General features: G+C 68.6%; 16 protein-coding genes. 5 read left to right on the forward strand and 11 right to left on the reverse strand.

The window, feature by feature from the left end:
* Positions 1-146: 146 nt before the first annotated feature.
* Together LXT12_RS18310 and LXT12_RS18315 are read left to right on the forward strand one after the other, a co-directional pair.
* Positions 147-1,325 carry an acyl-CoA dehydrogenase gene (locus LXT12_RS18310; protein ID WP_233393731.1) on the forward strand — a complete coding sequence of 393 codons (1,179 nt, stop codon included), beginning with the start codon at positions 147-149 and terminating at the stop codon, positions 1,323-1,325.
* Positions 1,326-1,398: 73 nt separating this feature from the next.
* Positions 1,399-1,860, forward strand: a complete 462-nt coding sequence (locus tag LXT12_RS18315) for a YybH family protein (protein ID WP_233393732.1) — start codon at positions 1,399-1,401, stop codon at positions 1,858-1,860.
* Positions 1,861-2,082: 222 nt separating this feature from the next.
* On the opposite strand, the gene LXT12_RS18320 is transcribed toward LXT12_RS18315, so the two are convergent.
* From LXT12_RS18320 to LXT12_RS18340, 5 genes are all read right to left on the reverse strand, one after another.
* Positions 2,083-2,898, reverse strand: a complete 816-nt coding sequence (locus LXT12_RS18320) for a glutaminyl-peptide cyclotransferase (protein WP_233393733.1) — start codon at positions 2,896-2,898, stop codon at positions 2,083-2,085.
* Positions 2,899-2,962: 64 nt separating this feature from the next.
* Complete coding sequence (locus LXT12_RS18325) at positions 2,963-4,342, reverse strand: TolC family protein (RefSeq protein ID WP_233393734.1); 1,380 nt, start codon at positions 4,340-4,342, stop codon at positions 2,963-2,965.
* Between the two features lie 11 nt (positions 4,343-4,353).
* Entirely contained in the window at positions 4,354-6,381 is a 2,028-nt protein-coding gene (locus LXT12_RS18330) for an ABC transporter permease (protein WP_233393735.1), read from the reverse strand.
* 9 nt (positions 6,382-6,390) lie between these two features.
* Positions 6,391-7,539, reverse strand: coding sequence for an efflux RND transporter periplasmic adaptor subunit (locus LXT12_RS18335; protein ID WP_233393736.1), 1,149 nt, complete (start codon positions 7,537-7,539; stop codon positions 6,391-6,393).
* Between the two features lie 123 nt (positions 7,540-7,662).
* Positions 7,663-9,573: a glucokinase gene (locus LXT12_RS18340; RefSeq protein WP_233393737.1), complete on the reverse strand. Its 1,911-nt coding sequence runs from the start codon at positions 9,571-9,573 to the stop codon at positions 7,663-7,665.
* A gap of 361 nt (positions 9,574-9,934) precedes the next feature.
* Between LXT12_RS18340 and glk the strand changes: the two genes are divergently transcribed.
* The 3 genes from glk (at position 9,935) to LXT12_RS18355 (ending at position 16,328) form a co-directional block, all read left to right on the forward strand.
* A complete protein-coding gene (gene glk / locus LXT12_RS18345; protein WP_233393738.1) occupies positions 9,935-10,927 on the forward strand; it encodes a glucokinase in 993 nt (330 codons plus the stop codon).
* A gap of 442 nt (positions 10,928-11,369) precedes the next feature.
* Complete coding sequence (locus LXT12_RS18350; protein WP_233393739.1) at positions 11,370-14,165, forward strand: TonB-dependent receptor; 2,796 nt, start codon at positions 11,370-11,372, stop codon at positions 14,163-14,165.
* 189 nt (positions 14,166-14,354) lie between these two features.
* Positions 14,355-16,328, forward strand: coding sequence for a S9 family peptidase (locus tag LXT12_RS18355; protein ID WP_233393740.1), 1,974 nt, complete (start codon positions 14,355-14,357; stop codon positions 16,326-16,328).
* 53 nt (positions 16,329-16,381) lie between these two features.
* Here the strand turns inward: LXT12_RS18355 and LXT12_RS18360 are convergent, their stop codons facing one another.
* From LXT12_RS18360 to LXT12_RS18385, 6 genes are all read right to left on the reverse strand, one after another.
* Positions 16,382-17,275, reverse strand: coding sequence for a type 2 periplasmic-binding domain-containing protein (locus LXT12_RS18360; RefSeq protein WP_233393741.1), 894 nt, complete (start codon positions 17,273-17,275; stop codon positions 16,382-16,384).
* 69 nt (positions 17,276-17,344) lie between these two features.
* Entirely contained in the window at positions 17,345-19,729 is a 2,385-nt protein-coding gene (locus LXT12_RS18365) for a glycoside hydrolase family 13 protein (protein WP_233393742.1), read from the reverse strand.
* 5 nt (positions 19,730-19,734) lie between these two features.
* On the reverse strand, positions 19,735-20,625 hold the full coding sequence (gene malG, locus LXT12_RS18370) for a maltose ABC transporter permease MalG (protein ID WP_233393743.1): 891 nt from the start codon (positions 20,623-20,625) through the stop codon (positions 19,735-19,737).
* Between the two features lie 101 nt (positions 20,626-20,726).
* The gene (malF, locus tag LXT12_RS18375) at positions 20,727-22,310 is read right to left on the reverse strand and encodes a maltose ABC transporter permease MalF (RefSeq protein WP_233393744.1); all 1,584 of its coding nucleotides are present in this window, start codon (positions 22,308-22,310) and stop codon (positions 20,727-20,729) included.
* Positions 22,307-23,551 carry a maltose/maltodextrin ABC transporter substrate-binding protein MalE gene (malE, locus tag LXT12_RS18380; RefSeq protein WP_233393745.1) on the reverse strand — a complete coding sequence of 415 codons (1,245 nt, stop codon included), beginning with the start codon at positions 23,549-23,551 and terminating at the stop codon, positions 22,307-22,309. Before malE ends, malF begins: the two co-directional genes overlap by 4 nt.
* Entirely contained in the window at positions 23,548-24,669 is a 1,122-nt protein-coding gene (locus LXT12_RS18385; RefSeq protein ID WP_349255037.1) for an ABC transporter ATP-binding protein, read from the reverse strand. Before LXT12_RS18385 ends, malE begins: the two co-directional genes overlap by 4 nt.
* Positions 24,670-24,919: the final 250 nt, after the last annotated feature.

Here is a 24,919-nt window from a genome sequence, read left to right on the forward strand (position 1 = left end):
GCGCGGGCGTTGGCCGCGTTGTCGATAGGCATGGCGAATCGTCGTAGTGGTTTCTTGAATTGGACACGAATCGAGGCCGGCGCAATACTCCCGTCATTCGCGCCCGGTGATTTCCGCCGGGCGTTCGCGCATTCAGGAGACGCCGCATGGCCACCAAGGCAAGCTTCCACTGGGACGACCCGCTGCTGTTGAACGAGCAGCTCACCGACGACGAGCGCATGGTGCGCGACGCCGCCGCGGCCTATTGCCGCGACCGGCTGCGCCCGCGGGTGCTGGAGGCCTTCCGCAAGGAGCAGACGGACGTGGCCGTCTTCCGCGAGATGGGCGAACTCGGGCTGCTCGGCCCGACGATCCCGACCGAGTACGGCGGCGCCGGACTCAACTACGTCAGCTACGGCCTCATCGCCCGCGAGGTGGAGCGCGTCGACTCGGGCTACCGCTCGATGATGAGCGTGCAGTCGTCCCTCGTCATGGTGCCCATCTTCGAATTCGGCAACGAGGCGACCCGCCGGAAGTACTTGCCCAAGCTGGCCACGGGCGAATGGATCGGCTGCTTCGGCCTCACCGAGCCCAACCACGGCTCCGACCCGGGCAGCATGGTGACCCGCGCGCGCAAGGTGGACGGCGGCTACGAGCTGACGGGCAGCAAGATGTGGATCACCAACAGCCCGATCGCCGATGTCTTCGTCGTCTGGGCCAAGGACGATGGCGGCCAGATCCGGGGCTTCGTGCTGGAGAAAGGTGCCAAGGGCCTGTCGGCGCCGGCCATCCACGGCAAGGTGGGCCTGCGCGCCTCCATCACCGGCGAGATCGTCATGGACAAGGTGTTCTGCTCCGAGGAGAACGCCTTCCCCGAGGTGCGCGGGCTCAAGGGACCGTTCACCTGCCTGAACAGCGCCCGCTACGGCATCGCCTGGGGTGCCCTGGGTGCCGCCGAGGACTGCTGGCACACCGCCCGCCAATACACCCTGGACCGCAAGCAGTTCGGCAAGCCGCTGGCGGCCAACCAGCTCGTGCAGAAGAAGCTCGCCGACATGCAGACCGAGATCGCCCTGGGCCTGCAGGGCTGCCTGCGGCTGGGCCGCATGAAGGACGACGGCACCGCCGCCGTGGAGATCACCTCCATCATGAAGCGCAACAGCTGCGGCAAGGCGCTGGACATCGTGCGCATGGCGCGCGACATGCTCGGCGGCAACGGCATTTCGGACGAGTTCGGCATCGCCCGCCATCTCGTCAACCTCGAGGTCGTGAACACCTACGAGGGCACGCACGACATCCATGCGCTGATCCTGGGCCGGGCGCAGACGGGCATCGCGGCGTTCTGAGGAAGAGCGACATGACTTGCGCCACACGGGCGCATTGCGGCCATCCTGCGGTCAGCCCTTTTGGAGACCGCAGATGACCACACGCCGCCATGCCCTGCTCGCTGCCGCCAGCCTGCCCGCGGTGGCGTCCGCAGCCAAGCCTGAAGGCTGGCCCGCGCCCGACGAGATCAACCGCCGCATCTCCGAGGTGACGGCCACCGAGATCGCCTTCGCGGCCCGCATGGCCCACCGCGACGCGGCCGGCTTTCGCCGCTTCCTCGCGCCGGACACCATCTTCGTGAACGGCCGCAACCCGCTGCACGGGCCGGACGCCGTCATGGAGAAGTGGCAGCGCTTCTTCGAGGGGCCGCAGGCGCCGTTCGCCTGGGCGCCGGACCTCGTCGTGGTGCTGCCCAGCGGCGACCTGGCCCAGAGCAGCGGTCCGGTGACCGACCCCGACGGCAAGGTCGTGGCGCGCTTCCAGTCCGTCTGGCGGCGCAAGCCGGCCGGCGGCTGGGAGATCGTGTTCGATCAGGGCAGCGACGTCTGCCGCTGAAGTGAAACAGCCCCCGGCCCAACCCCGCGCGCTGAACGCGGCGCGGGTCTGGTCCGCCCCCCCGAGGGGGCGGCGATGCTCGCAGCTTCGAGCCGCAAGCACATCGCCAGCGCGGGCCGGCTCGGGAGCGGCCCAGCGCTTGGCCCGCAATGCATCCGTTTCATGCGTCGTGGGTGCCGCGAACGCGGAATGGACAACTGAGATGCGGCTCCAGCGCCGGGCTCAGCGAGCCGGCTTGGTCAGCTTGATCTCGAACAGCCTGGGCCAGAGCTTGCCGGTGACGAAGAGGCGCTTGGCCTTGGCGTCGTAGGCGATGCCGTTGAGCACGGCGTCGGCGTTGAGCTTCTGGTCGTCGGGCAGCAGGCCGGCGAGGTCGATCCAGGCGGTCACGCGGCCGGTGCGTGGGTCGATGCGGGCGATGCGGTCGGTCTGCCAGACGTTGGCCAGGATTTCGCCTTCCACCCATTCCAGCTCGTTGAGCTGGTAGACCGGCTGGCCGTCGGCCGTGACCTTGAGCCGGCGCAGCTCCTTGAAGCTCACCGGGTCGAGGAAGCGCAGCTCGGGCGAGCCGTCGCTCATGATGAGTTCGCGGTCGTTGTGGGTCAGGCCCCAGCCTTCGCCGGCATAGCTGAACTTGCGCCAGAGCTTGAAGGACTTGAGATCGAGCACATAGGCGGTCTGGTCCCGCCAGGTCAGGCCGATGAGGCGGTCGCCCCAGCGGGTGATGCCTTCGCCGAAGACCTCGGGCGGCAGGGCCGCCTCCTGCAGCACCCGGCCGGTCTCGACGTCGAGCCTGCGGATGCTGGAGCGGCCCTGCAAGCCGGTGCCTTCGTAGAGGAAGCCGTCATGAAAGAACAGGCCCTGCGTGAAGGCCTGGGGGTCGTGTGGGTAGGCCTTGACGACCCGGTAGCCCTGCACGGGCGTGGCGGCGGCGGCCGGCAAGGCGGATGTGGCCAGGGCGGCGGCGAACAGGGCCAGCGCGCAGCGGCGGCCCAGGGCGCCGGCTTGAAGCAGGGGTGGCAGAGATGTGGAGCGCATCCCGCCAGCCTAACCCGAGCTCGCGCGGCCTGGCTGTCTGCAGCGCTTCGGCGCCCGTCCGCCGTCAGGCGCCGCCCAGCGCCTTGAACAGCAGGGCTTGCACCTGCCACTGGCGCAGCCGGAGCTGGATGCGGGTTTGCTCGGCGTCGAGCCGCGCGCTGCGGACCTGCAGCCAGTCGGCGCGCGAAATGGCGCCGACTTCGTAGCGCAGCGCCGCCAGGCGCTCGTTCTCGGTGGCCTCGCGCAATCGGCCCGCATTGGCGGCCAGTTGCTGGGCGGTGCGCTCGGCCTCGACGCGCTGGGTCTCGATGTCGGCCAGCGCCTTCTGCAGGGTGTCGCGCAGAGCCAGCGCGGCGCTGTCGAGTTCGCTGCGCGCACCTTCGCGCTGCAGGTCCAGCCGCTTCCAGTCGATCATGGGCACGACGAGGTTGGCGGCGAAGGAGGCCAGGGGCTGGGCCAGCCAGTCGCGTGCCAGCGTGCCGCCGGTGTTGACGCCAGCCGAGAAGCTCAGGCGTGGATAACGGTCGGCCTCGGCGGCGCGCAGCCGCGCCAGCGCGGCGTCCACGCCGAGGCGAGCCTTGAGCACGTCAGGCCGGCGCGCCAGCACCTCGGCCGGGTCGGACAGCCGCCAGTGCGGTGGCTCGCCAGTGGGCAGGGCCGCCGCGGGCGCTGGGCCGGGGAGCGGCTCGTCCAGCAACAAGGCCAGGCGCTGGCGCTGCAGCAGGGTGTCGGCCGCCAGGTCGGCCAGATGGGCTTGCGCTGCCTGCACGTTGACGGCGATCTTGTCGACCTCGATGGGCAGCAGCTTGCCTTCGAGCACGCGTTGGCGGGTCAGGGCCAGCGTCTCGCGGGTTAGCGCGAGCTGGGTTTCGGCGAGCGGCTGCTGGGCCTGCAGGGCGGCCAGCGTCCAGTAGGCGTCGGCCACCTGGCTGCGCAGCGACAGCCGGGCGGCCTCGACGTCGGTGCGAACGGCCTCGGCGTTGGCGCGTTGGGCGGCGTCGGCCTGGGCGATCCGGTCCCAGAGGTCGAGCTCATAGCCCACGCCGATGGAGGCGCCATAACTGCGGCTCCAGCCGGTGGAGGTGGTGACCGGCACGGTGACGCCGCCGACGTCGACGTTGCGCGTCGTGGTCTGCGTCTGCAGCGGCCGGCTGGCGTTGGCCGACAGGCCGGCGCTGGGCGTCCAACGCAGCGCACTCTGCTCGGCCAGCAGCCGGGCCTGCTGCCAGCGCAATGCAGCCTGGGCGAGGTCGCGGTTGGCTTCCAGCGCCCGGGCCTGGAGTGACGCCAGCGTGGCGTCGAGGAGGCCGGCCCAGTCGGGCGTGCGGTCGCCGTCGGACACCGTCCAGGACCCGGGCGGTGCGACCTCGGGTGCAGGCACCTCGGGGCCGTGGGCGCAGCCGGCCAGCAGGGCGGCGGCAAGGGCAAGGCAGGTCAGCTTCATCGTCTTGGCCTTCATTCGCGTGCCAGGGCGTCCACCGGGCTCAGTGCGGCGGCGCGCCGCGCCGGCAGGGTGCCGAACAGCAGGCCCACGCCGCTGGACACCGCGAAGGCCACGCCGAGCGCGGCCCAGCTGATGTCGACGTGCAGGAAGGATTGGGCGGCGTTGGCGACCTGGGCGGCCAGCCAGCTGAGCATCACGCCCACCAGGCCACCCAGGCAGCACAGCACCACGGCCTCGATCAGGAACTGCAGCCTGACGTCACCCTGGCGCGCACCGATGGCCATGCGGATGCCGATCTCGCGGGTGCGCTCCGATACCGACACCAGCATGATGTTCATGACGCCCACGCCGCCCACCAGCAAGGCGATGGCGCCGACGCCCGCGAAGACGGCTGCCATCGCACCAGTGACGCTCTGGAACTTGCGGAACTCCTCCTCGCCGTTCCAGGTGCCGAAGTCCTCTGCGCCATGGAGGGCCTTGAGGCGGTGGATGATCTGCTCGCGCACCTGCTGGGGCGGCACGGTCAGGTCCAGAAGCACATCGAAGTTGTCCACGTCGGTGCGGGCGTCGAGCTTGCGCGCGAAGGTGGTGTTGGGCAGATAGAGCTGGCCCATCCAGCTGCCGAAGCTGAAGGCGCCGCCCTCGGGCAGGGCCACGCCGATGACGGTGAAGGGCAGGGCGGCCGTGGGTGGCGGCGCAGGCAGCCCGCCCGGGACGGCGGCGGGCTCGGCGGGGCCGCCACCGGCGCCCATGGGGTTGACGAAGACGCGGCGGCCCAGGGGCGACTCGTTCTTCTTGAAGAGCGCGTCACGCGACTTCTCGTCGAGCACGATGACCTGGGCACGCGACTCGTAATCCATGGCGTTGAACCAGCGGCCTTGAGCCAGCTTGAGCTTGCGAGCCTTCAGCGTGTTGGCATCACCCCCGACGGCTTCCAGCGCCGCGTCGCGGGATTGGTGGCGGGCGGTCAGTTGCATCTGGCGGTTCAGCGTCACGCCCTTGACGCCGGGCAGGGCGCGCAAGGCGTCGATCTCGTGCGGGCGGAAAGGCTGGGGCACGGCGCCGGGCGGCAGCGAGGGATTGCCGCGCCAGACGGGGATGCGGCCGGAAATGAGGCTGGAGAGATCGCCCTCGATGGAGGAGCGCGCTGCGCTGGTCAGCGCGACGATGCTGACCACCGAGGCGATGCCGATGCTGATGCCGAGCATGGACAGCGCCGTGCGCAGCCGGTTGCCCCTGAGGGCCAGCACGGCCGTGGCAAGGGCTTCGCGCCATTGCACCTGCAGGCGCCGCAGGGCACCGCCCTGCCTCACGGGCGGGGCGTCGCTGGGCAGGGATTCGGGCGGCCGGTGGCCGGCCGGCGTGCCGCTGTCGGCGACGACCTTGCCGTCCCTGAGTTCGATGATGCGGCGCGCATGCGCGGCCACGGCGGCGTCATGGGTGACGAGGATGACGGTGTGCCCACGGTCGTTGAGTTCGCGCAGCAGGCCCAGCATCTCCGCCCCGGAAGCGGAGTCCAGCGCGCCGGTGGGCTCGTCGGCCAGGATGATCTGGCCGCCGTTCATCAGCGCCCGGGCGATGGACACGCGTTGCTGCTGGCCACCGGACAGCTCGCTGGGCCGGTGGTGCAGCCGCTCGCCCAGCCCCAGGCGCTCCAGCAGCGCCCGGGCGCGCTCGCCCCGAGCGCCGGCGGCGACTCCGGCATAGACGGCCGGCAGCGCGGCATTGGCGCGGGCGTCCAGGTGGGGCAGCAGGTGGTAGCGCTGGAAGATGAAACCGAAGCGTTCGCGCCGCAGCGCCGCGAGCTGGTCGGGGCCGAGGGTGCTGGCGTCGCGGCCGTCGATGAGGAAGTGGCCGTGGGTGGGGTTGTCCAAGCAGCCCAGCACGTTCATCAGGGTGCTCTTGCCCGAGCCGGACTGGCCCATGATGGCGACGAACTCGCCGGCCTCGATGGCCAGGCTCACGCCGTCCAGCGCGGGGACGTCGATCTCGCCGAGCTGGTAGTGGCGGGCGACGTCCTGGAGTTCGATCAGCGGCATCGAGAGCTCTCAGTTGCTGGCCGCACTGCCGGCCGACGCCGCCGCATCCCCAGCGCTCGGCGGCGCCAGCAGCACCTTCTCGCCGACCTTGACGCCGTCGAGCACCTGCACCTTGGCGCCGTCCTGCAGGCCCACCTTCACTTGCCGAGGCACCTGCTTGCCAGCGGCGTCCAGCACCTGCACCGTGAAGCGGCCATCCTTGCCGCGCTCGCCCAGGGCCACGACCGGCATGGTCGGCACCTGGGTGACGGCACCGGTCTCGATGTCGACCTGCACCGTCATGTCGCTGAACAAGGCGCGGTCGCGGTTGTCGACTTCGAAGAGCACGTTGTAGAAGACGGCGTTGCCGGCACGCTCGGGCACGGGCTGGATGACCCGCACCTTGCCCTCGTAGCGCTTGCCTTCGCCGGACAGCGTCGTGAAGCGCGCCACCTGCCCGGGCTTGACGGACTGGATGTCGGCTTCGGGCACCTTGGTCCGCACGGTGATGGTGTCCAGGTCGGCGAGCGTCAGCATCACCGGCGTCACCTGCACGGCGATGACGGTCTGGCCGGCCTGCACGGGCAGGTTGACGACGGTGCCGTCCATGGGCGCGGTGATGCGGGTGTAGGACAGCCGCAGGCGGCGGTTGTCCAGTTCTGCTTCCAGCCGTGCGACGGTGGCGGCCTGGCCGCGCAGGGCGGCTTCGATCTTGGCCAGCTCGGTCTCGGCCTTCTCTGCTTCCGTCGCGGCGGTGGCCTGGCCGGCCAGCAGCCGGCGTTGGCGGGCAACCTCGCGGCGTGCCGCCTCGGCGTCGACCTTGCTGCTGTCGAGCTGGGCCCGTGCCTGGGCGAGGGCCGCCTCCGACTGGGCGACGTCGCTGCGGGCCAGCTCGGGGTCGAGGCTGACGAGCAGCTCGCCCTTGTGCACCTGCTGGCCGAGCTGCACGTGAAGGGTCTGGATCTGGCCGCTGACCTGGGCGCCGACGTCGACGCGGTTCTTGGCCTGCAGCACGCCGGCGGCCTGCACGGTCTGGGTCACGTCGGCGAGGGCGACGACGCCACTGGGCGGTGGTGGCGGTGGCGGCGGGCGGCGCAGCCACCACCAGGCTCCGGCACCCAGGGCGAGCACGGCGACGACGATCAGGCGCGTGCGCCAGCGTTTGAAGAAGGCTTTCATGGGGCTCCCTGGACCTGCGGCGTCTGGTGCGCCGCTGGCTGGCTTCAAGTGAGGACCGGGAGGCCTGCCGCCCGGCCGGACCGATGGTGGGCAGCCGCGCGCTGCCTGGCGAAAGTCATGCGCTCAGCGGCTATGCGAAGTCAGCCGCGCCAGCGGCGAGGCGGTGCTGACGCCCGGCGCGGCGTTGCTGCCGGTACCGCGGGGTGCCTTGGCTTCGTCGTCGTCGGGGCCGCCAGACAGCGCGGCGATGCTGTCGGGGCTGCGCCGCATGGCGACGCCGACGGCGAGGATGTCGATGACCAGCAGGTGCAGGATGCGGCTGACCATGGGCAGGTGGGTGGCGATGTCCTCGACGTGGTCGACGATCAGGGTCACGTCGGCCTTCTTGGCCAGCGGACTCTGGCTGGCGGTGATGGCCACGACCTTGGCGCCGCGCTCCTGCGCCTTTTCCACGACCGAGAGCAGCTCGGGCAGGCGGCCGCCGCTGCTGATGACGACGGCCACGTCGCCTTCGCGCAGCACGTCGGCGGCCAGGGCCTGCAACCGCGGATCGGTGTAGGCGCCGCAGGGCATGCCGAAGCGCAGGAACTTGAACTGCGCATCCTGGGCCACGACACCGTAGTGCCCGAGGGCGAAGAACTCGATGCGGTGGGCCGCCAGCAGCATCTCGATGGCGCGGTCGATGGTGTCGCGGTTGAGGTGGCTGCGCACCTGCAGGATGGCGCTGGCGGTGTTGCCCAGCACCTTGGCGCCCAGCTCCAGCATGGAGTCGTTGGTGTTGACCTGGGTGTGGGTGACGGGCACCGTGCCCGTCAGGCCCGAGGCCAGGCGCAGCTTGAAGTCCGACAGGCCCTCGCAGCCGAGGGAGCGGCAGAAGCGGATGACGGTGGGTTGGCTGACGCCGGCGGCGCGTGCGATCTCGGCGATGGGGTCGTTGAGCACCGAGCGGGGCTGGGCCAGCACGAGGTCGGCCACGCGCAGCTCGGCCGGCGACAGTTCGCTGCGCGCGCGGCGGATCTGGCCGAGGATGGCCGAGCCGGGCGATGCCTGCAGCGTGCGCAGCTGGTTCTCGAGGATGGCCGAGGCGCCCTTGAAGGTGGCTTGCTCGGCGGTGATCACGAAGGTGGGGATGGCCGAGACGTAGTCGTGGAAACGCCCCTTGTCCTCGAAGCGAGCGCGAAAGGGGCTGCGGTCGAAGTACTCGCCCAGCCGCGGGACGATGCCGCCGCCGATGTAGATGCCGCCCAGCGACCCCAGCGTGACGGCGAGGTTGGCGGCGGCCGTGCCCAGCAGGCCGCAGAAGACCTCGAGCGTCTCGAGGCAGAGGGCGTTCCCGTCCTCCAGCGCGCGCTGGGTGATGGCCGGCGCCTGCAGCGGCGGTGCATCGACCTTGTTGCGGTCGGCCAGGGCGCGGTGGATGAGCTCCAGGCCGGGGCCGGAGATGAGGCGCTCGTAGGAGACGTGGTCCAGCGATTTCCACGCGAACTTCAGGATGTCCATCTCCCGTTCATCGCGTGGGCCGAAGTTGACATGGCCGCCTTCGGTGCCGAGCGCGATCCAGCCTTCGCCCGCGGGGATGAGGCCCGACACGCCCAGACCCGTGCCGGCCCCGAGCAGGCCGATGACGCTGGGCCGGCGCGCCTGGCCGCCGCCCACCTGGCGCACGTCGGCCTCCGCCAGGCGCGGCAAGGCCATGGCCAGGGCCGTGAAGTCGTTGACCACGACCAGGGTGTCCAGCCCCAGGCGCTGGCGCATCTCGTCGATGGAGAACTGCCAGTGGTAGTTGGTCATGCGCACCTGGTCACCCTCGACCGGGTTGGCGATGGCTACGGCGGCGTGGGCGATCTGCTGCGGGCCGCCGTCCTGCCAGTTCAGCGACTCCAGATAGGCGCGCACGGCGGCATGGAAGTCGGCGTGGTCGGCGCAGCGCAGCGAGGCCAGTTGCGTGAATTCGCCGGGAGCGGTTTCCAGCGCGAAACGGGCATAGGTGCCGCCAATATCGGCAAGCAGGCGGGGGCTGTCGAAACGGGGCATGGAGAGCGTCGGGAAACTGGGGAAACAGGCGGCCGATTATTCAGCGGATCGAGGGGCGTGACGGAGGCGGCGGCGCGCAGATGCCAGCGCTCGAAGCAGAAGGAAATGGGGTTGTAGCTTCACTACAGCGCCCTGGGCAGCGAATTTTCCCCTGGGCAGCGGCCTGCCTCTCGGAAGGCGCCGGCGTTATGGCCCATGCGAAGGGGAATCTCGGGGTGGTCCAGTATTGTCGAAGTGATGTAGTTTTGCTACCGTCCGCGCCGACCGAAATTTTGCCTTTTCCAGATACCGTGGCTGCTCAAACCCGAATTCCGAAATCCCTGTCCTGCATTTCTGAAACCTGCGCATCGGAGGGTCGGTCGTGAGCGCCGCCTATCCCTGGCTGGTGGCCGACGTCGGCGGCACCAATGCCCGCTTCGGCACCGTGGCCGGCCCCGGCGAACCGGTGCAGGACGTGCGCGTGCTGCCGGTGGCGGCCCATGCCGGCCCGGCGGCGGCCGTGAAGGCCTATCTGGCAGGTCAGGAGCCCGGTCGGCCGGCGCCGCAAAGCGCGGCCTTCGCCCTGGCCACGGCGTTGGATGGCGACCTCATCGAACTCACCAACGGGGCCTGGAGTTTCTCCCGCTCCGGCACACAGGCCGAACTGGGCCTGCGCACACTGCTGTGCCTGAACGACTTCGAAGCCCAGGCCCTGTCGTTGCCCAAACTTCGTCCGGAGCAATTGCGCCCCTGGGATGCGCCGCCGCCGGCTGCCGGCGAAGTCGCGACCGGCATGGTCATGGCCGTCATCGGCCCGGGCACCGGGCTGGGCGTGGGCGGCATCGTGAGGGCGCCGGGGCGCTGGATTGCATTGCCGGGGGAGGGTGGGCATGCGACGCTGGCGCCAGCGGACGATTTCGAGAGTGCGGTCCTGGGCCAGGCGCGGCGGGAGTTCCCTCATGTCTCGGCCGAACGCTTCCTCTCGGGTATCGGCCTGCCGGTGCTGTGCCGGTCTGTGGCTGCCGTGCTTGGCGAGGGCGAGGACGTCTCTGCGCTGCCGGCCGAGCAGATCGTGGCGCGTGGCATGGCCGGCGAATCGCCCGCCTGCGTCCGCACGCTGGACCTTTTCTGCGCCCTGCTCGGAGGCTTTGCCGGCAACGTGGCGCTGACCTTGGGATCCCGGGGCGGTGTCTTCATCGGCGGCGGCATCGTGCCGCGGCTGGGCGAGCACTTTTTCCGGTCGGAATTCCGGCGCCGCTTCGAGGCCAAGGGCCGCTTCCAGTCGTATCTGGCGGGCATTCCCACGGTGCTCATCACCGACACGCTGGCGGCCCTGTCGGGCGCCGCGATGGCGCTGGAGCAGGCCGACGCCTGAACCGCTCGCGGGCCCGACCCGCCTTCGAACCCTTCCGACCCGCGCCGGGCAGTGGCCCCCGCGGGTTTTCTTTTGCCTGTCGCCGACCTTGCGCGCGGGTCGGCGCGTCCGCAAGGCGCGTTTCCGTGGCGTTTTTGCGCCATGTCAGCGCTGTCTTCTGTGATTGGTGACGATGTAGTTGCGCTACAGAATGGGCCGTTTCATGGCTTTGCATAACCGGCGAGCGCTGCATAACTATCGATTCCATACGTGGTTACCCTCGGTATTGGCGCGAAATCGGGTCGTTTCTTCGCAACTTCTAGGGTTTACGCAGGTGCGTTGAAAAATCTAGTTTTGATACAAACCTGGTTGAGACGTTGGGTTCTCGCCCTTTCGCGCACGCTGGTGGCACCGGTGGCGCCTGCGGGCCAGGCCGTTTTCCAATGAACCAGAGGAGACATCCATGACCATGAGCAAACACCAGGGCGGTTGGGGTACCGCGAACTCATTCCGCGTCCATCCGGTGGCCATCGGCTGCACGCTGCTGATCGCTGCGGCGGCTGCAACGGCGCAGCAGCAGCCCGCCCAACAGCTGGAGACGGTGACCGTCACCGGCATCCGCAGGGGGATCGAGGCGGCCATCTCGGTCAAGAAGAACTCGGACAACATCGTCGAGTCGGTGTCCGCCGAGGACATCGGCAAGCTGCCCGACGTCAGCATCGCCGAGTCCATCGCACGCCTGCCGGGCCTGTCCGCCCAGCGCGTTGCCGGCCGCGCCCAGGTCATCAGCGTGCGCGGTCTGTCCCCTGACTTCGCCACATCGCTGCTGAACGGCCGCGAGCTGGTCAGCACCGGTGACAACCGCTCCGTCGAGTTCGACCAGTACCCCTCCGAGCTGCTGGCCAGCGTCAACGTCTACAAGACGCCTGACGGCGGCCTGGTCGGCCAGGGCTTGTCGGGCACCATCGACATGAACACGGTGCGCCCGCTGAACTTCGGCAACCGCGTTGTCGCCCTGAACGTGCGCGGCCAGCGCAACTCCCTGGGTGATGCCGCCAATGCGAAGGCCACGGGCAATCGCGTCAGCGCCAGCTACATCGACCAATTCGCCAACCGCAGCTTCGGCCTGGTGTTGGGCTATGCACACCAGGAGACGCCGGTCCAGGAAGAGCAGGTCGGCCTCTACGAGCCCTGGCAAGCCCTCGGCGCGGGCTGGCGCCCGGGCGTGGCCGCGGGCACCTACTACTCCGACGGCATCAAGGCGCTGCGCCGCACCGGCGTGACCAAGCGCGACGCCTTCCTGGCGACCGCCGAGTTCCGTCCGAGCAAGGAATTCACCAGCGTGGTGGACTACTACCACACCAAGGCCCATCAGGAAGACACGGCCAACCAGTTCGAGGTCCACCTCGGCGGCTACAACGGCGGCTACAACCCCGGCCTGAGCGTCAGCAACGTCGTCGTCAACAACAACAGCACCTTCGTCGGGGGCGCCGCCAGCGGCGTCTACCCGTTGGTGCGCGGCATGTACAACGACCGCCACGACACCATCGACGCCTTCGGCTGGAACAACAAGCTCAGGCTGGCTGGCGGCGGCACGCTGACGGCCGACGTGAGCTACTCCAAGGCCGATCGCCGCGAGACCAGCCTCGAGAACAACACCCAGCTTCCGCCCACTGGCAGCGTCGCGCCGCTGGACACGTTGACGGTCAATTTCGCGACCGGCGGCTTCCCCACGCTCACGCCTTCGCGTAGCTACTCCGACCCGACCAAGCTCTTGCTGCGCGGCACGATCTACGGTTCCGGCTATGGCAAGACCCCGAGCGTCAAGGACGAGCTCAAGTCCCTCAAGCTGGCTGGCAACTTCCCGCTGCCGCAGTCCATGCAAGGCTTCTTCCAGGACATCGACGTCGGCCTGAACTACGCCGACCGCTCCAAGAAGAAGCACCAGCCCGAAGGCAACATCAACGTCGGCGCGCAGGGCGACACGCCCATCGCCAGCGACCTGCAGTACTCGCCGGTCGATCTCGGCTTCGCCGGCGTGGGCGTCATCCCTGCCTGGAACGTGCCCGGGGCGGTCGCGAAGTACATGACCTTCAACCCCAGCGAGACGAGCGCTGCCTATCTCATTCCCAAGGCCTGGAACGTCTACGAAAAGACGACGACCGCCTTTGTGAAGGGCAACATCGAAGCGGACTGGGGCGTGCCGGTGCGCGGCAACGTCGGGCTCCAGGTGGTTCGCGTCGACCAGTCGTCCACGTCCAACTACTGGGACAACAACGCTGCGGCGGGCAGCAACATCAAGCCCAACACCAGCGGCAAGGTGCGTACCGACGTGCTGCCCAGCATGAACCTCGCGTTTTCGCTGACCGATGACCAGACCGTGCGACTGGCCCTGGCCCGCCAGATGGCGCGTCCGCGTGTCGACCAGCTGCGCTCGGGCATCGAGTTCGGCGTCGACAACGCAACCGGCAAGCCTGGCGCCAGCGGCGGCAATCCCAAGGCCGACCCGTGGATCGCCAACGCCTTCGACGTCTCCTACGAGAAGTACTTCGGCACCAAGGCCTATGTCTCCGCTGCCGCCTTCTACAAGGACCTGAAGAGCTACATCTACACGCAGAAGCAGGACGGCTACGACTTCAGCGACTTCGTGAAGAGCTATGTGCCGCCCAGCACCTGCACGACGCCGGCCGGCCCCAACCAGCCCTGCCCGGCGGCCCTGCCCACCGGCACCTTCACCGCGCCCTTCAACGGCAAGGGCGGCAAGCTCAACGGCGTCGAACTGGCCGCGTCCCTGCCGCTGGATCTCGTAACGCCGGGCCTCAAGGGCTTCGGCATTCAGGCCAGCGCCAGCTTCACGCACAGCAGCATCAAGGTCCAGGATCCCGAAAGCGCCTCCAGCGTTGGCGGCGGCGACATCGCCCTGCCGGGTCTATCCAAGCGGGTCTACAACCTGACGGCCTACTACGAGATCAACGGTTTCGAAGCTCGTGTCAGCCAGCGCCGCCGTTCCGACTTCATCGGCGAGATCGGCAACTTCAATGGTGCTCGCACGCTGCGTTATGTCGTCGGCGAGAACATCACCGACATGCAGGTGGGCTACACCTTCAATCAAGGATCCCTCAAGGGACTCGGCCTGCTGTTCCAGGTGAACAACCTGACGAACGCCGCCTACCAGACCTACGCCGGCACCAAGGATCGCCCGCTGGAGTACATCAAGTGGGGCCGCACCTATCTGCTCGGTGCCAACTACAAGTTCTGATCCTCGCGTCCCTCTTCAAGCCCCGCTCGCGCGGGGCTTTTTTGATTTGCCCGGTCGACCGGCCGGGCTGGTGCGGCGACGCACGAGGACCGCATCGGCGAGCGCTGCAGGGCGCCGGTTTAGCATCAAGGAAAAAGGGGCTCGCACAAGAATAAGACGAAGCGACAGGGAGGAGACATGACTCACAGGATGAAGCGCCGCGAGTTTGCGGCGCTGGCCACGCTTGCGGCCTGGCCGCTCGATCGCATCGAAGCCCAGGTACCCGCCGCCGACCCCGCGCTGTTCTTCGCGCGCCCGCAGATGACGGGGGCCGCGTTTTCGCCCAATGGCAAACGCCTGGCCATGCGCAGCCGCAACAAGGAAGGCCGGGCCATGCTGAGCGTGCTCGACCTCGAGACGCTCACGCCATTTCCGCTCTATGCCGCGGAGTCGGACGACGTGCAGAGCTTCTTTTGGGTCAACAACGAGCGCCTCGCCTTCACGCTGGGCGACCTGGAGGCGCCCGTCGCCGATCAGGACGCGGCGCCGGGCCTGTTCGCCGTCAACCACGATGGCAAGAATTTCCGCCAGCTCGTGGAGCGCCAGCGCGCCTGGCTCAAGGTCGGCGGGGACGTCCGCAACCTTCAGCCCTGGAATACCGTCCCGCTGTCTGCCGACACGTCGACGCAAGGCGCCGAGATGTGGGCTTTCCGGGTCGATGCCTACGATGGCAAGGACTACGGCTTCATGCGGTTGTTGTCCCTCAACACGGCCACCGGCTCGGCGCGCGAGGTGGACGCGCCGCTTCATGGCGAGCATTGGTGGTTTGACAGGGGTGGGCGCCTGCGCCTGGCGATGACCCGGCACGGGAACCGGTCGGCGCTGCTCTGGCGCGCCGACGAAGGCAGCGCCTGGAAGACGCTCCGGGAATTCGATCCCTACGTGGATGACGGAAACCTGGCTGTCGTCGGCCTCGGCGTGGATGACAGGCTCTACGTCGCCGCGCGACAGGGCAGCGACAAGCTCTCCGTCTGGACCCTCGATCCGGACACCGGCAAGCTGTCGGATCAGCCGCTCGTCCGGTCGCCGCAGTACGACGTGCGTGCTGAGCTGATCCAGCGCGAGGACAGGGTCCTCGGCCTGCGCTTCGCCATCGATGGGGAAGTCACGCAATGGGTGGACGCCGACATGAACGCATTGCAGCAGCAGATCGACAAGGTGTTGCCGCGTACCGTCAATCGGCTCAGCGTGCCGCGAAGCGGTGCCGAGCCGTGGGTGCTCATCGAGTCGTTCAGCGACGTGCAGCCCTCGGTGTACTACCTCTTCAACCGCAGCACGCGCAAGTTCACCAAGCTCGGTGCCAAGCGGCCCGATCTTGACGCCAAGAACCAGGCCAGCATGGACATTCACTGGATCAAGTCTCGGGACGGCCGCGACTTCCCGGTCTGGGTCAGCCTGCCCAAGGGCAGCGCCGGCAAGAACCTGCCCACCTTGGTTCTGGTCCACGGTGGGCCCTGGGTCAAGAACGCCACGTGGAACTGGGATGCCGAGGTGCAATACCTGTGCGCTCTCGGCTACGCGGTGGTGCAGCCGCAGTTTCGCGGCACGCAAGGACTCGGGGCGGCCTGGGAGAGTGCGGCCCGCAAGCAATGGGGGCGGGCCATGCAGGACGACGTGGCGGACGCGACGCGCTGGGCCATCGCTCAAGGAATTGCCGACCCGAAGCGCATCGCCATCCTGGGGGCGAGCTACGGCGGGTATTCGACGCTGATGGGCCTGGCGCGCGATCCCGACCTCTACCGTTGCGGCGTGGCCTGGGTTGCGGTGACCGATCTCGACCTGCTCTATGGCGCCCATTGGAGCGATACCTCCGACGCGTACAAGCGTTTCGGCATGCCCACACTGGTGGGCGACCGTGTCAAGGACGCGGACATGCTCAAGGCCAATTCGCCCATCCACGTGGCCGGCAGGATTCGTCAGCCTGTGCTGCTTGCCTATGGCGAGAAGGATGTGCGCGTGCCCGTCGAGCACGGCAGGGCGATGCGCAAGGCGCTCGCGGATGGCGGTAACACGCAGGTCGAGTGGTTGACGTATCCCAAGGAGGGGCATGGCTGGATCGAGGCCTCGACCAAGGCCGACTTCTGGGCCCGTGTCGCCACCTTCCTTGCCAAGCACCTCGCCTGATTCGCGAGATGCTCCCAGGCCTTGTTCGTGAAGTCTGAAGGCCAAGTGCCGGCTCAGCCCTCGCCAGGCTGCAGCCAGAGTTCCCGCCGTTGCAGCGGTGTCTGGGGCGGCAGCAGCGGGTTGCTCAGGCGCAGCACGCGGTCCCGCGAGACGGGGTGGGCTTTCAACAAGGGGCCGTAGTGCTCGCGGTGCAGGCGCTGCAGGCTGCCGTCGGCGACGGCGGCTTCCAGGCCTGTCTTCAACTCGGCGGCGAGGTCGGGCCGCGCGGGGCTCACGAAGAGATAGGCCGCCGTGGGGTAGTGCAGCATCAGGTTGGGGGCGATGGCCAGGGCCGGATGGCGGTCGCCCGCCATCTCCGCGTCGATCTCCAGGATGGACCGCGGGAAGTAGTCGACACGCCCCGCGGCCAGCATGCGGAACAGCGCCTCGTAGCCGCTGCTCGTGCCCACCTGCAGGCCGTTGGCGCGCAGGATGGTGGTGTCGGGCCAGTCGTGGCCCTGGCCGGCCAGGCGCTGGGCCAGGGCTTGCAGGGTGTGCACCTCGCGCCATTGCGGCAGTTCGCTGCGGCGCACCAGCAGCAGCCGCCAGCCCATCAGGCCGCGGTCGATGGGAATGCGCACCGGCAGCAGGCCCGAGGCCTCGCGCTGGCGGTCGGTCACGGTCCACATCAGGTCGACGGGGCTGTGGCCGGTGGCCAGCTCGATGAGGGTGCGGCCCTGGGCCATGTCCAGGTCGACGGGTTGGATCTCCAGCCGGCTACCGGCTCGGTTGAGCGCCAGCTCCACCACGCGGCGCACGTAGTGGAGCTGCGGGTCGGGCATGCTGACGTGGCGCGGCAGCCGCACCGGCTCGCCCGGCTGGGCGGCCAGCGGCCTGCCCACCAGCAGCAGCGGCAGGGCCAGCAGCGGCCGGCGGCGCAGAGGCGGCCGTTTGGAAATCGTTGTCATCACCCCGCATCATGACGCCGGCAGCACCGGCAGGGCGCTGGCGTCAACCCCAAGCGGGCCGCGCAGCACTCAGGGGGTGAGGAGGACTCGGCCGAACAGCGGCGATACCGTGAGCAGGACTTCGCCATCCTGCACCGCCACGGCGGGCCCGCCGAGGGCGTCGAGCAGGCGCTCGGCAGGCATGGGCAGGGCGAACTTCACGGTGCGCGCCTGAGGGCTGTTGTTGGTGGCGGTGATGGCCCAGCGATCGCCGTCCTGGCGTGCCAGCACCACGACGTGGTCGTCGACGTGCAGGGGCGGCCCGAGGCGGCCATGCCGCAGCATGGGCTGGTCATGACGCAAGCGGGTCAGGCGCTTGAAGTCGGCAAGCAGGGCGGCGTCGGGCTGGCCGCCTTCGTCGGCCCAGGGGTAGGGCGCGCGGTTGAAGGGGTCCTCCCCGCCGCCCAGGCCGACTTCGTCGCCGTAATAGATGGCGGGTGCGCCGGGGTAGGTCATCTGGAAGAAGACGGCCAGGCGCAGGCGCTGCTTGGCGAGGGCCAGGTCACGGTCCTCGCCCAGGTGGTGCAGGGCGCGTGGCTGGTCGTGGGTCGAGAGCAGGTTCATCAGCGCCGAGAAGGCCTGGGGCGGGTAGGCCTCGCGCATCAACTCGAGGTTGGCGGCCATCGTCCGGCCCGATTTGCCGGCCGCGTAGTCCAGCACCGCGTTGCGGAAGATGTAGTTCATCGTGCTGTCGAACATGTCGCCGAGGAAGTACTTGCTGGCGTCGAACCAGGTCTCGGCGATGGTCAGTGCGTCGGGCTTGGTGGCCTTCACGACCTGGCGCCACTCGCGCCAGAAGTCGTCGGGCACCCAGGGCGCCACGTCCATGCGCCAGCCGGAGGCGCCGCGGTCCAGCCAGAGCCGCGTGACCGAGTCCTCGTCACGGTAGGCATAGGCACGGAAGGACGGGCTGGCCTTGTCGATCTCGGGCAGGTCGCTCACGCCGACCCAGCCCTGGTACTGCTTGTCCGGGTCTTTCTCGTCCGGCTTGAACTTGAACCAGCCGTAGTACGGCGAGGCGGGGTTGATCTTGCCGCCATCGAAGGCGCCGCCCGAGGGGTAGTTGCCGAAACGGTTGAAGTAGGGCGAGTCCGCGCCGACGTGGTTGAGCGAGGTGTCGGGAATGACGCGGATGCCGCGCTTGGCGGCCTCGGCGCACAGGCGTGCGAAATCGTCGTTGGTGCCGAAGGCCGGGTCGATCTGCTTGTAGTCCGCGGTGTCGTACTTGTGGTTGCTGGGCGCGCGGAAGATGGGCGTCATGTAGATCGCATTGACGCCCAGGCTCCGGATGTAGTCGAGTTTGTCGATGAGGCCCGCGAGGTCGCCACCGAAGAAGTCGTTGTTGTAGACGGCGTCCGAGCCGTCGCCCTTCTGTCCAGGTCCGGCGGGCTTGAAGGGCTTCTCGTTCCAGCGGGCATGGCGTTCGACGTCGTGGTCCTGGTAGCGGTCCTGGAGCCGCCCGCCGCCCGGGCGCGGGTCGTTGGACTTGTCGCCATTGCGGAAGCGCTCGGGGAAGACGTAGTAGTAGACGACGTCGCGCGCCCAGTCCGGCACCTGGAAGTCCGGTGCGTGGATGGTCTGGCGGTAGCGGCGGATGCGTCGGGCATCAGCCGGCAGGCGCTCGACGGTGGCCGGGCCCATCGAGCCCTTCTCGCGGGTCCAGTAGATGGCGTCGGTGTTGTTCTGAAGGGCGTAGCGGCCCTCGGCCGTTTCCAGCTCGAACCAGTAGCCGTAGATCCCCACCTCGGCGAAGCGGTAGCGCGCCGAGAAGCCCACGCCCAGGCCGCGCGAATGCGGCGTCATGTCGATGCGGGCCAGGGGTTCGTAGTCGAGCTGCTCCTGGTTGCCGCTCATGCGGCGGCGCTCGATGACCAGGGTGGCGCGCTTCAGGCCGGGCACGTCGTTGCCGATGCTGAAGCTGATCTCGCTGCCGGCCGGCTGGGCGCCGAACGGTGTCTTGAACTCGTCGTTGCGTGAGTCGAAGTGGGTGGTCAGGGCTGCGCGGTCGGTGAGGGGCCGGGCCGGCGTCGGCTTGAAGGTCTGCGGGCCGACGGCCAGGCGTGCGCTGCCGTCGGTGGCCAGGCTCAGGCGCAGGGTGTGCTTGCCATGGAAGTCGCGCGTCAGGTTGCCGGCCGCGCCGCGCTCGGGCTGGCCCTGGGCGCCGCCGCCGAAGGTGAGGCGCGGCGTCCAGTCCTCGTCGGCGATCTTGAAGGCCTGAGGGCCCTTCGCCTCGAGGTTGAGGTAGTAGGCGTCGCAGCGGTACTCGAAGGTCTGGCCGTTCTGGGCCGCCCAGTTGTTGAGGTTGCCGCGCAAGTAGAGCACGGCGTCGCCGAGCGGGGCCGGCTTGCACTCGGCGGCCCGGGCCGCCGGCGCGAGCGAAAGCAGCGCTGCACACAGCGCGAGGGTCTTGAACATGGAGATCAGCCCTTGACGCCGCCGGCCGTGAGCCCGGAGACGATCCAGCGCTGGGCAAGCAGGAAGACCGCCGTGATCGGCAGGCCCGAGAGCACGGCCGCGGCTGCGAAGTCGCCCCAGAGAAAGCGCTGGTCGTGCAGGAAATACTTCGACCCCACGGCCAGCGTCAGGTTGCCCTCCTCGCGCAGCAGGACGGAGGCCACCGGGTACTCGATGATGGTGCCGATGAAGGCCAGCACGAAGACCACCATCAGGATGGGCACGGCCATGGGCAGCAGCACGCGCGAGAAGGCCTGCCAGTGCGTGGCGCCGTCGACCTTGGCGTTCTCCTCGATCTCGACCGGGATGGTTTCGAAGTAGCCCTTGATGGTCCACACGTGCGTCGCGATGCCGCCGAGGTAGGCCAGCACGAGGCCGGCGTGCGTCTCGACGCCCAGCGCCGGCACGTAGGTGCCGATGGTCTCGAAGATCGCAAAGATGGCCACCAGCGCCAGCACGGGCGGGAACATCTGCAGCAGCAGCATGCCGTTGAGCACGGGCTTGCTGAAGCGGAACTTGAGCCGCGCGAAGGCGTAGGCCGCCGTCGTGGAGATGGCCACGATGAGGAAGGCCGAGGCGGTGGCGATCTTGATGGAATTCCAGAGCCAGGTGAGCACGGGGAAGGGCGGCTGCACGAGGCTGCCGTCGGCGGCCTGGTAGGGGATGCCGAGGGCCAGCTTCCAGTGCTCCAGGCTGATCTCGGCCGGGATCAGGCTGCCGGTGGCGAAGTTGCCTGGCCGCAGCGAGATGGACACGACCGCCAGCAGCGGGAAGAGGGTGACGGCGATGAAGATCCACATCACGGCGTGGGCCGCGAAGGAGCGCCAGCGGGCTTGCTTGCCGAGGACGATGGCCATTCAGGAACTCCCAAAGACATTGGCCACAGAGGCACAGAGACACAGAGAAGGACAAAGGAATTTCCCCTGTGCCTCTGTGCCTCTGTGGCTGTGTTCGGTTTTCATTTCTGCGCCTTCGCCGACAACCGCAGATTGATCAACGACAGCGCCGCGACGAGGAAGAAGATCAGCGTCGAGATCGCCGCAGCCAGGCCGAAGTCCGAGCCGGAGTCGCGGAAGGCGATGCGGTAGGTGTAGCTGACCAGGATGTCGGTCTGGCCCGCCGGCAGCTTGGTGGAGAGGAAGTCCGGCCGGCCGTCGGTGAGCAGGGCGATCAGCACGAAGTTGTTGAAGTTGAAGGCGAAGGCGCTGACCAGCAGCGGGGCCAGCGGCTTGATGATCAGCGGCGCGGTGATGCGCAGGAAGTTCGTGGCCGGGCTCGCGCCGGCCAGGGCCGAGGCCTCGTACAGGTCGGCGGGGATGGCCTTGAGCAGGCCTGAGCACAGGATCATCACATAGGGATAACCCAGCCAGACGTTGACGATGAGGAGCATGGCCTTGGCCAGCAGCGGGTCGGCGAACCAGGCGGGCTTCACGCCGAAGAGGGCGTCCAGGATGGCGTTGATCTCGCCGAAGTTCTGGTTGAACAGGCCCTTGAACACGAGGATGGAGATGAAGCCCGGCACCGCATACGGCAGGAAGAGCAGGGTGCGGTAGGTGGTGCGGAACCGCATGCCCTCCCAGTTCAGCATCACCGCGAAGAGCATGCCGATGGCGGTGGAGAAGACGACGGTCAGCGCGGAGAACACCACCGTCCAGCTGAAGATGGACAGGAAGGGGCCGCGGAACTCGTCGTCGAAGAGCATGCGGGCGTAGTTGCCCACGCCGATGAAGGCCTTGAAGCCGGGCTGCAGCGTTTCGCCGGTGGCCGTCTGGAAGAAACCGGTGTCGCGGTTGGGCTTGAAGACCGCGCCGTCGGCGGTGCGCGTCAGGCTGCCGTCGCCGTGGGCCGTCCATTGCGGCTTGACCGGTCCGAATTCGCGCAGGCCGAGATAGTGCAGCTCGGTCTTGTCGGGCAGGACGAGCACGAGTTGCGACAGCGCCTCGCGGTGCTGGATCAGCTCGGGCAGGGACAGCGCCGCCCCGCCGGGCCTGGTGGCTGCATCGGCCGGCGTGGCTTCGACCCGCAGCGGCTTGCCGGCGCGCAGCGCCAGGGGCGGCGACACCCATCGCGGAGCGGTCTCGCCCTCGGCACGCAGCACGAGCCGGTATTCGGCGCCGCTGGCGTGCAGGCTGTAGGCCAGCACCTGGTCTTCGACGGCGTCGTGCTGTTCCAGCAGGTATTCGCGCACACGCGCCTCGCTGAGCAGGTGGGTGCTGGAGTAGTTCGTGAAGCCGATCTGCGCCGTGTAGACCAGCGGGAAGGCGATGAACACCAGCATGCCCGCCACGCCCGGGAAGAGGTAGCGCCAGGCGAAGCCGCCTCGGCTCAGGTAGACGTAGAAGCCCGCCGTGAAGAGGACCAGCAGCCCGGCCGCCCAGGCCGCCTGGCCCGTGGCATAGACGACGAAGACGAGGTAAAGGGCCGCCAGCATGGCCACGATGGCGGCGGGCCAGTGCAGCCAGCGGGCCAGCTTCTCGGCCGGCGTGGGAGGCCGCGTCGTGTAGCTGCCCTGGCCCAGGGAGGAGGAAGTGGCGGCGTTCATTTGTTCAGCAGCATCCGCGCGGCGGCGCCGTCGAGGGCGTCCTTGGGGCTTTGCAGTCCGTTGGTGATGGCTTCCAGCGCCGCGTCCATCGCGGTCCAGAAGCGCCCCACCTCGGGGATGTTGGGAATGGGGGCGCCGTTGCGGGCGTTGGTCATGCTGGCCGCGATCAGCGGATTGACCGACAGCTCGGCATAGAAGGCCTTGTTGGCCGGCACGCCGATGGGGACGTCGGCGTCCAGCACCTTCAGCGCCTCTGGGCGCATCAGGTGGTTCTCGATGAACTCCTTGGCGATGTCCTTGTTGTGGCTGGGCGCGGAGATCATGCAGCCCAGCACGCCGACGAAGCTCTTGCTCGGCTTGCCCGGGATGACGGCGGGAATGGGGCCGACGCCGATGTCGACCTTGGCCTTGCGCGCGTTGTCCCAGGCCCAGGGGCCGGAGATCATCATCGCGATCTCGCCGCGGGCGAATGCGGATTCCATCTCGGCGTAGTTGGCGCCCTTGGGCATGTGGCCGTCGCGGATCAGGCGGTCCAGCATGCGCGCGGCCTGCACCGCCCCGGGGGTGTTGACGCCCACCTGGCGCGGGTCGAAATCGCCTTGCGCGTCGCGGCCGAAGATCTCGCCGCCGGCGCCTGCCAGCATGGGCCAGGTGAAGAAGCTCTTGTTGTAGTGCCAGAGGATGGCGTGCCGGCCCTGGGCCTGCAGTTGCTTGTCGAGCGCGATGACCTCGTCCCAGGTGGCGGGCGGCTGCTTGACGAGGGCCTTGTTGTAGATGAGCGCCGTCGTCTCGATGGCGATGGGGTAGCCCCAGATGCGCCCCCGATAGGTCATGGCCGTCCAGGCCTGGTCTTCGACCTCGGCCTTGAGCCGGGCCGACGGCCGCAGCGGCGTCAGCAGGCCGGCCTTGGCCCACTCGCCGACCCGGTCATGCGGCCAGCAGAAGATGTCCGGCCCCTTGCCGGCGCCCGCGGCCTGCTGGAACTTGTCGGTGGCATCCACCGGGTGCTCCACCACCACCTTGACGCCGGAGGCCTTTTCGAAGGCGTCGCCCACCTTCTGCAGGCCGTTGTAGGCCTTGTCGCCGTTGATCCAGACCAACAGCCGGGGAGTGGGCTCTGCCTGGGCCGGCTGCAGGAATGCGCCACAGAGGCACAGAGCCACAGAGGTGCTCAGGCGCTTGAAAAGGCCTGCTTTCTCTGTGTCTCCGTGTCTCTGTGGCTGTGTTTGGAATTTCTTCATGCCGACAGCTCCGGTGCCGCCATGCGGCGCATCGCGCGGCCGTCGCTGTCGAACACGTAAAGCGCCTCGGCCGGGAGGTGCAGGTCCAGCGCCTGGCCGCTGCGCAGGCGGTCGGCACCATTGCGGCCCTCGAACTGGCAGGTCAGGGGCTCCTCCAGGCCCGGGTAGGGGCAGTAGGCGAAGGTGATGCCGCCGAGCGACTCGACGAAGGCCACCGTGCTTTGCAGCAGGTTGCCCGCTCCCCCCTGACGGATGTGCTCGGGGCGCACGCCGAGCGTGACCTTGTCGCCGGGCTGGGCACCGGCGGCGTCGACCCGGGCACGCAGGGTCACGCCGCTGCCCGCCAGCTTCACGTCGACATGGCCATGTTCGACGGCGGCCAGCTCGCCCTCGATGAAATTCATCTTGGGGCTGCCGATGAAGCCGGCGACGAAGAGGTTGCACGGGTGCTCGTACAGCTCCAGCGGCGAGCCCACCTGCTCGACCTTGCCGGCTGACAGCACGACGATGCGGTCGGCCAGCGTCATGGCCTCCACCTGGTCGTGCGTCACGTAGATCATCGTGGTCTTGAGGTCCTCGTGCAGCTTGGCGAACTCGTAGCGCATGCGCACGCGCAGGGCGGCGTCGAGGTTGGACAGGGGCTCGTCGAACAGGAAGACCTCGGGCTTGCGCACGATGGCCCGGCCGATGGCCACGCGCTGGCGCTGGCCGCCGGAGAGATCCTTGGGCTTGCGGTCGAGCAGATGCTCGATGTGCAGGATGCGCGCCGCGTTGCGCACGGCGGTCTCGATTTCGGCCTTGGGCACCTTGGCCAGCTTCAGGCCGAAGGCCATGTTGTCGAACAGGTTCATATGCGGGTAGAGCGCATACGACTGGAAGACCATGGCGATGCCCCGCTCGCTCGGCGGCACGTCGTTGACGACCCGCCCGCCGATGGTCAGCTCGCCGCCGGTGATCTCTTCGAGGCCGGCGATGGAGCGCAGCAGCGTGGACTTGCCGCAGCCTGAAGGGCCCACGAACACCATGAACTCGCCGTCGCGGATTTCCAGGTCGATGCCGTGCAGGATGCGGATGTCGCCATAGGCTTTTTCCACGCCGGTCAGTCGAACGTCTGCCACTTGTCGCCTTTCTGTCGCCAGCCGCCGCGCGGCCTGGCCTGTCTCGTTGCTCGACGCCGAAATACCCGTGTTTCGACCGCCTGTGTAGACAATATACAGCTCTGATGCGCTGGCAACAACAGAGTAGACCCGCTGAAATCTTCTCTAAACCATTGTGGATCAATGGTTTACCGTGCGGTTCGGGTTTTCCCGATGTAGTCAAACTACACAACCGCTCGGACCTACCCGATACTTCGCCCAGCGCTGCCGC

Source organism: Pelomonas caseinilytica, assembly GCF_021353235.1.
In the GTDB taxonomy this organism is placed as follows: domain Bacteria; phylum Pseudomonadota; class Gammaproteobacteria; order Burkholderiales; family Burkholderiaceae_C; genus Pelomonas; species Pelomonas caseinilytica.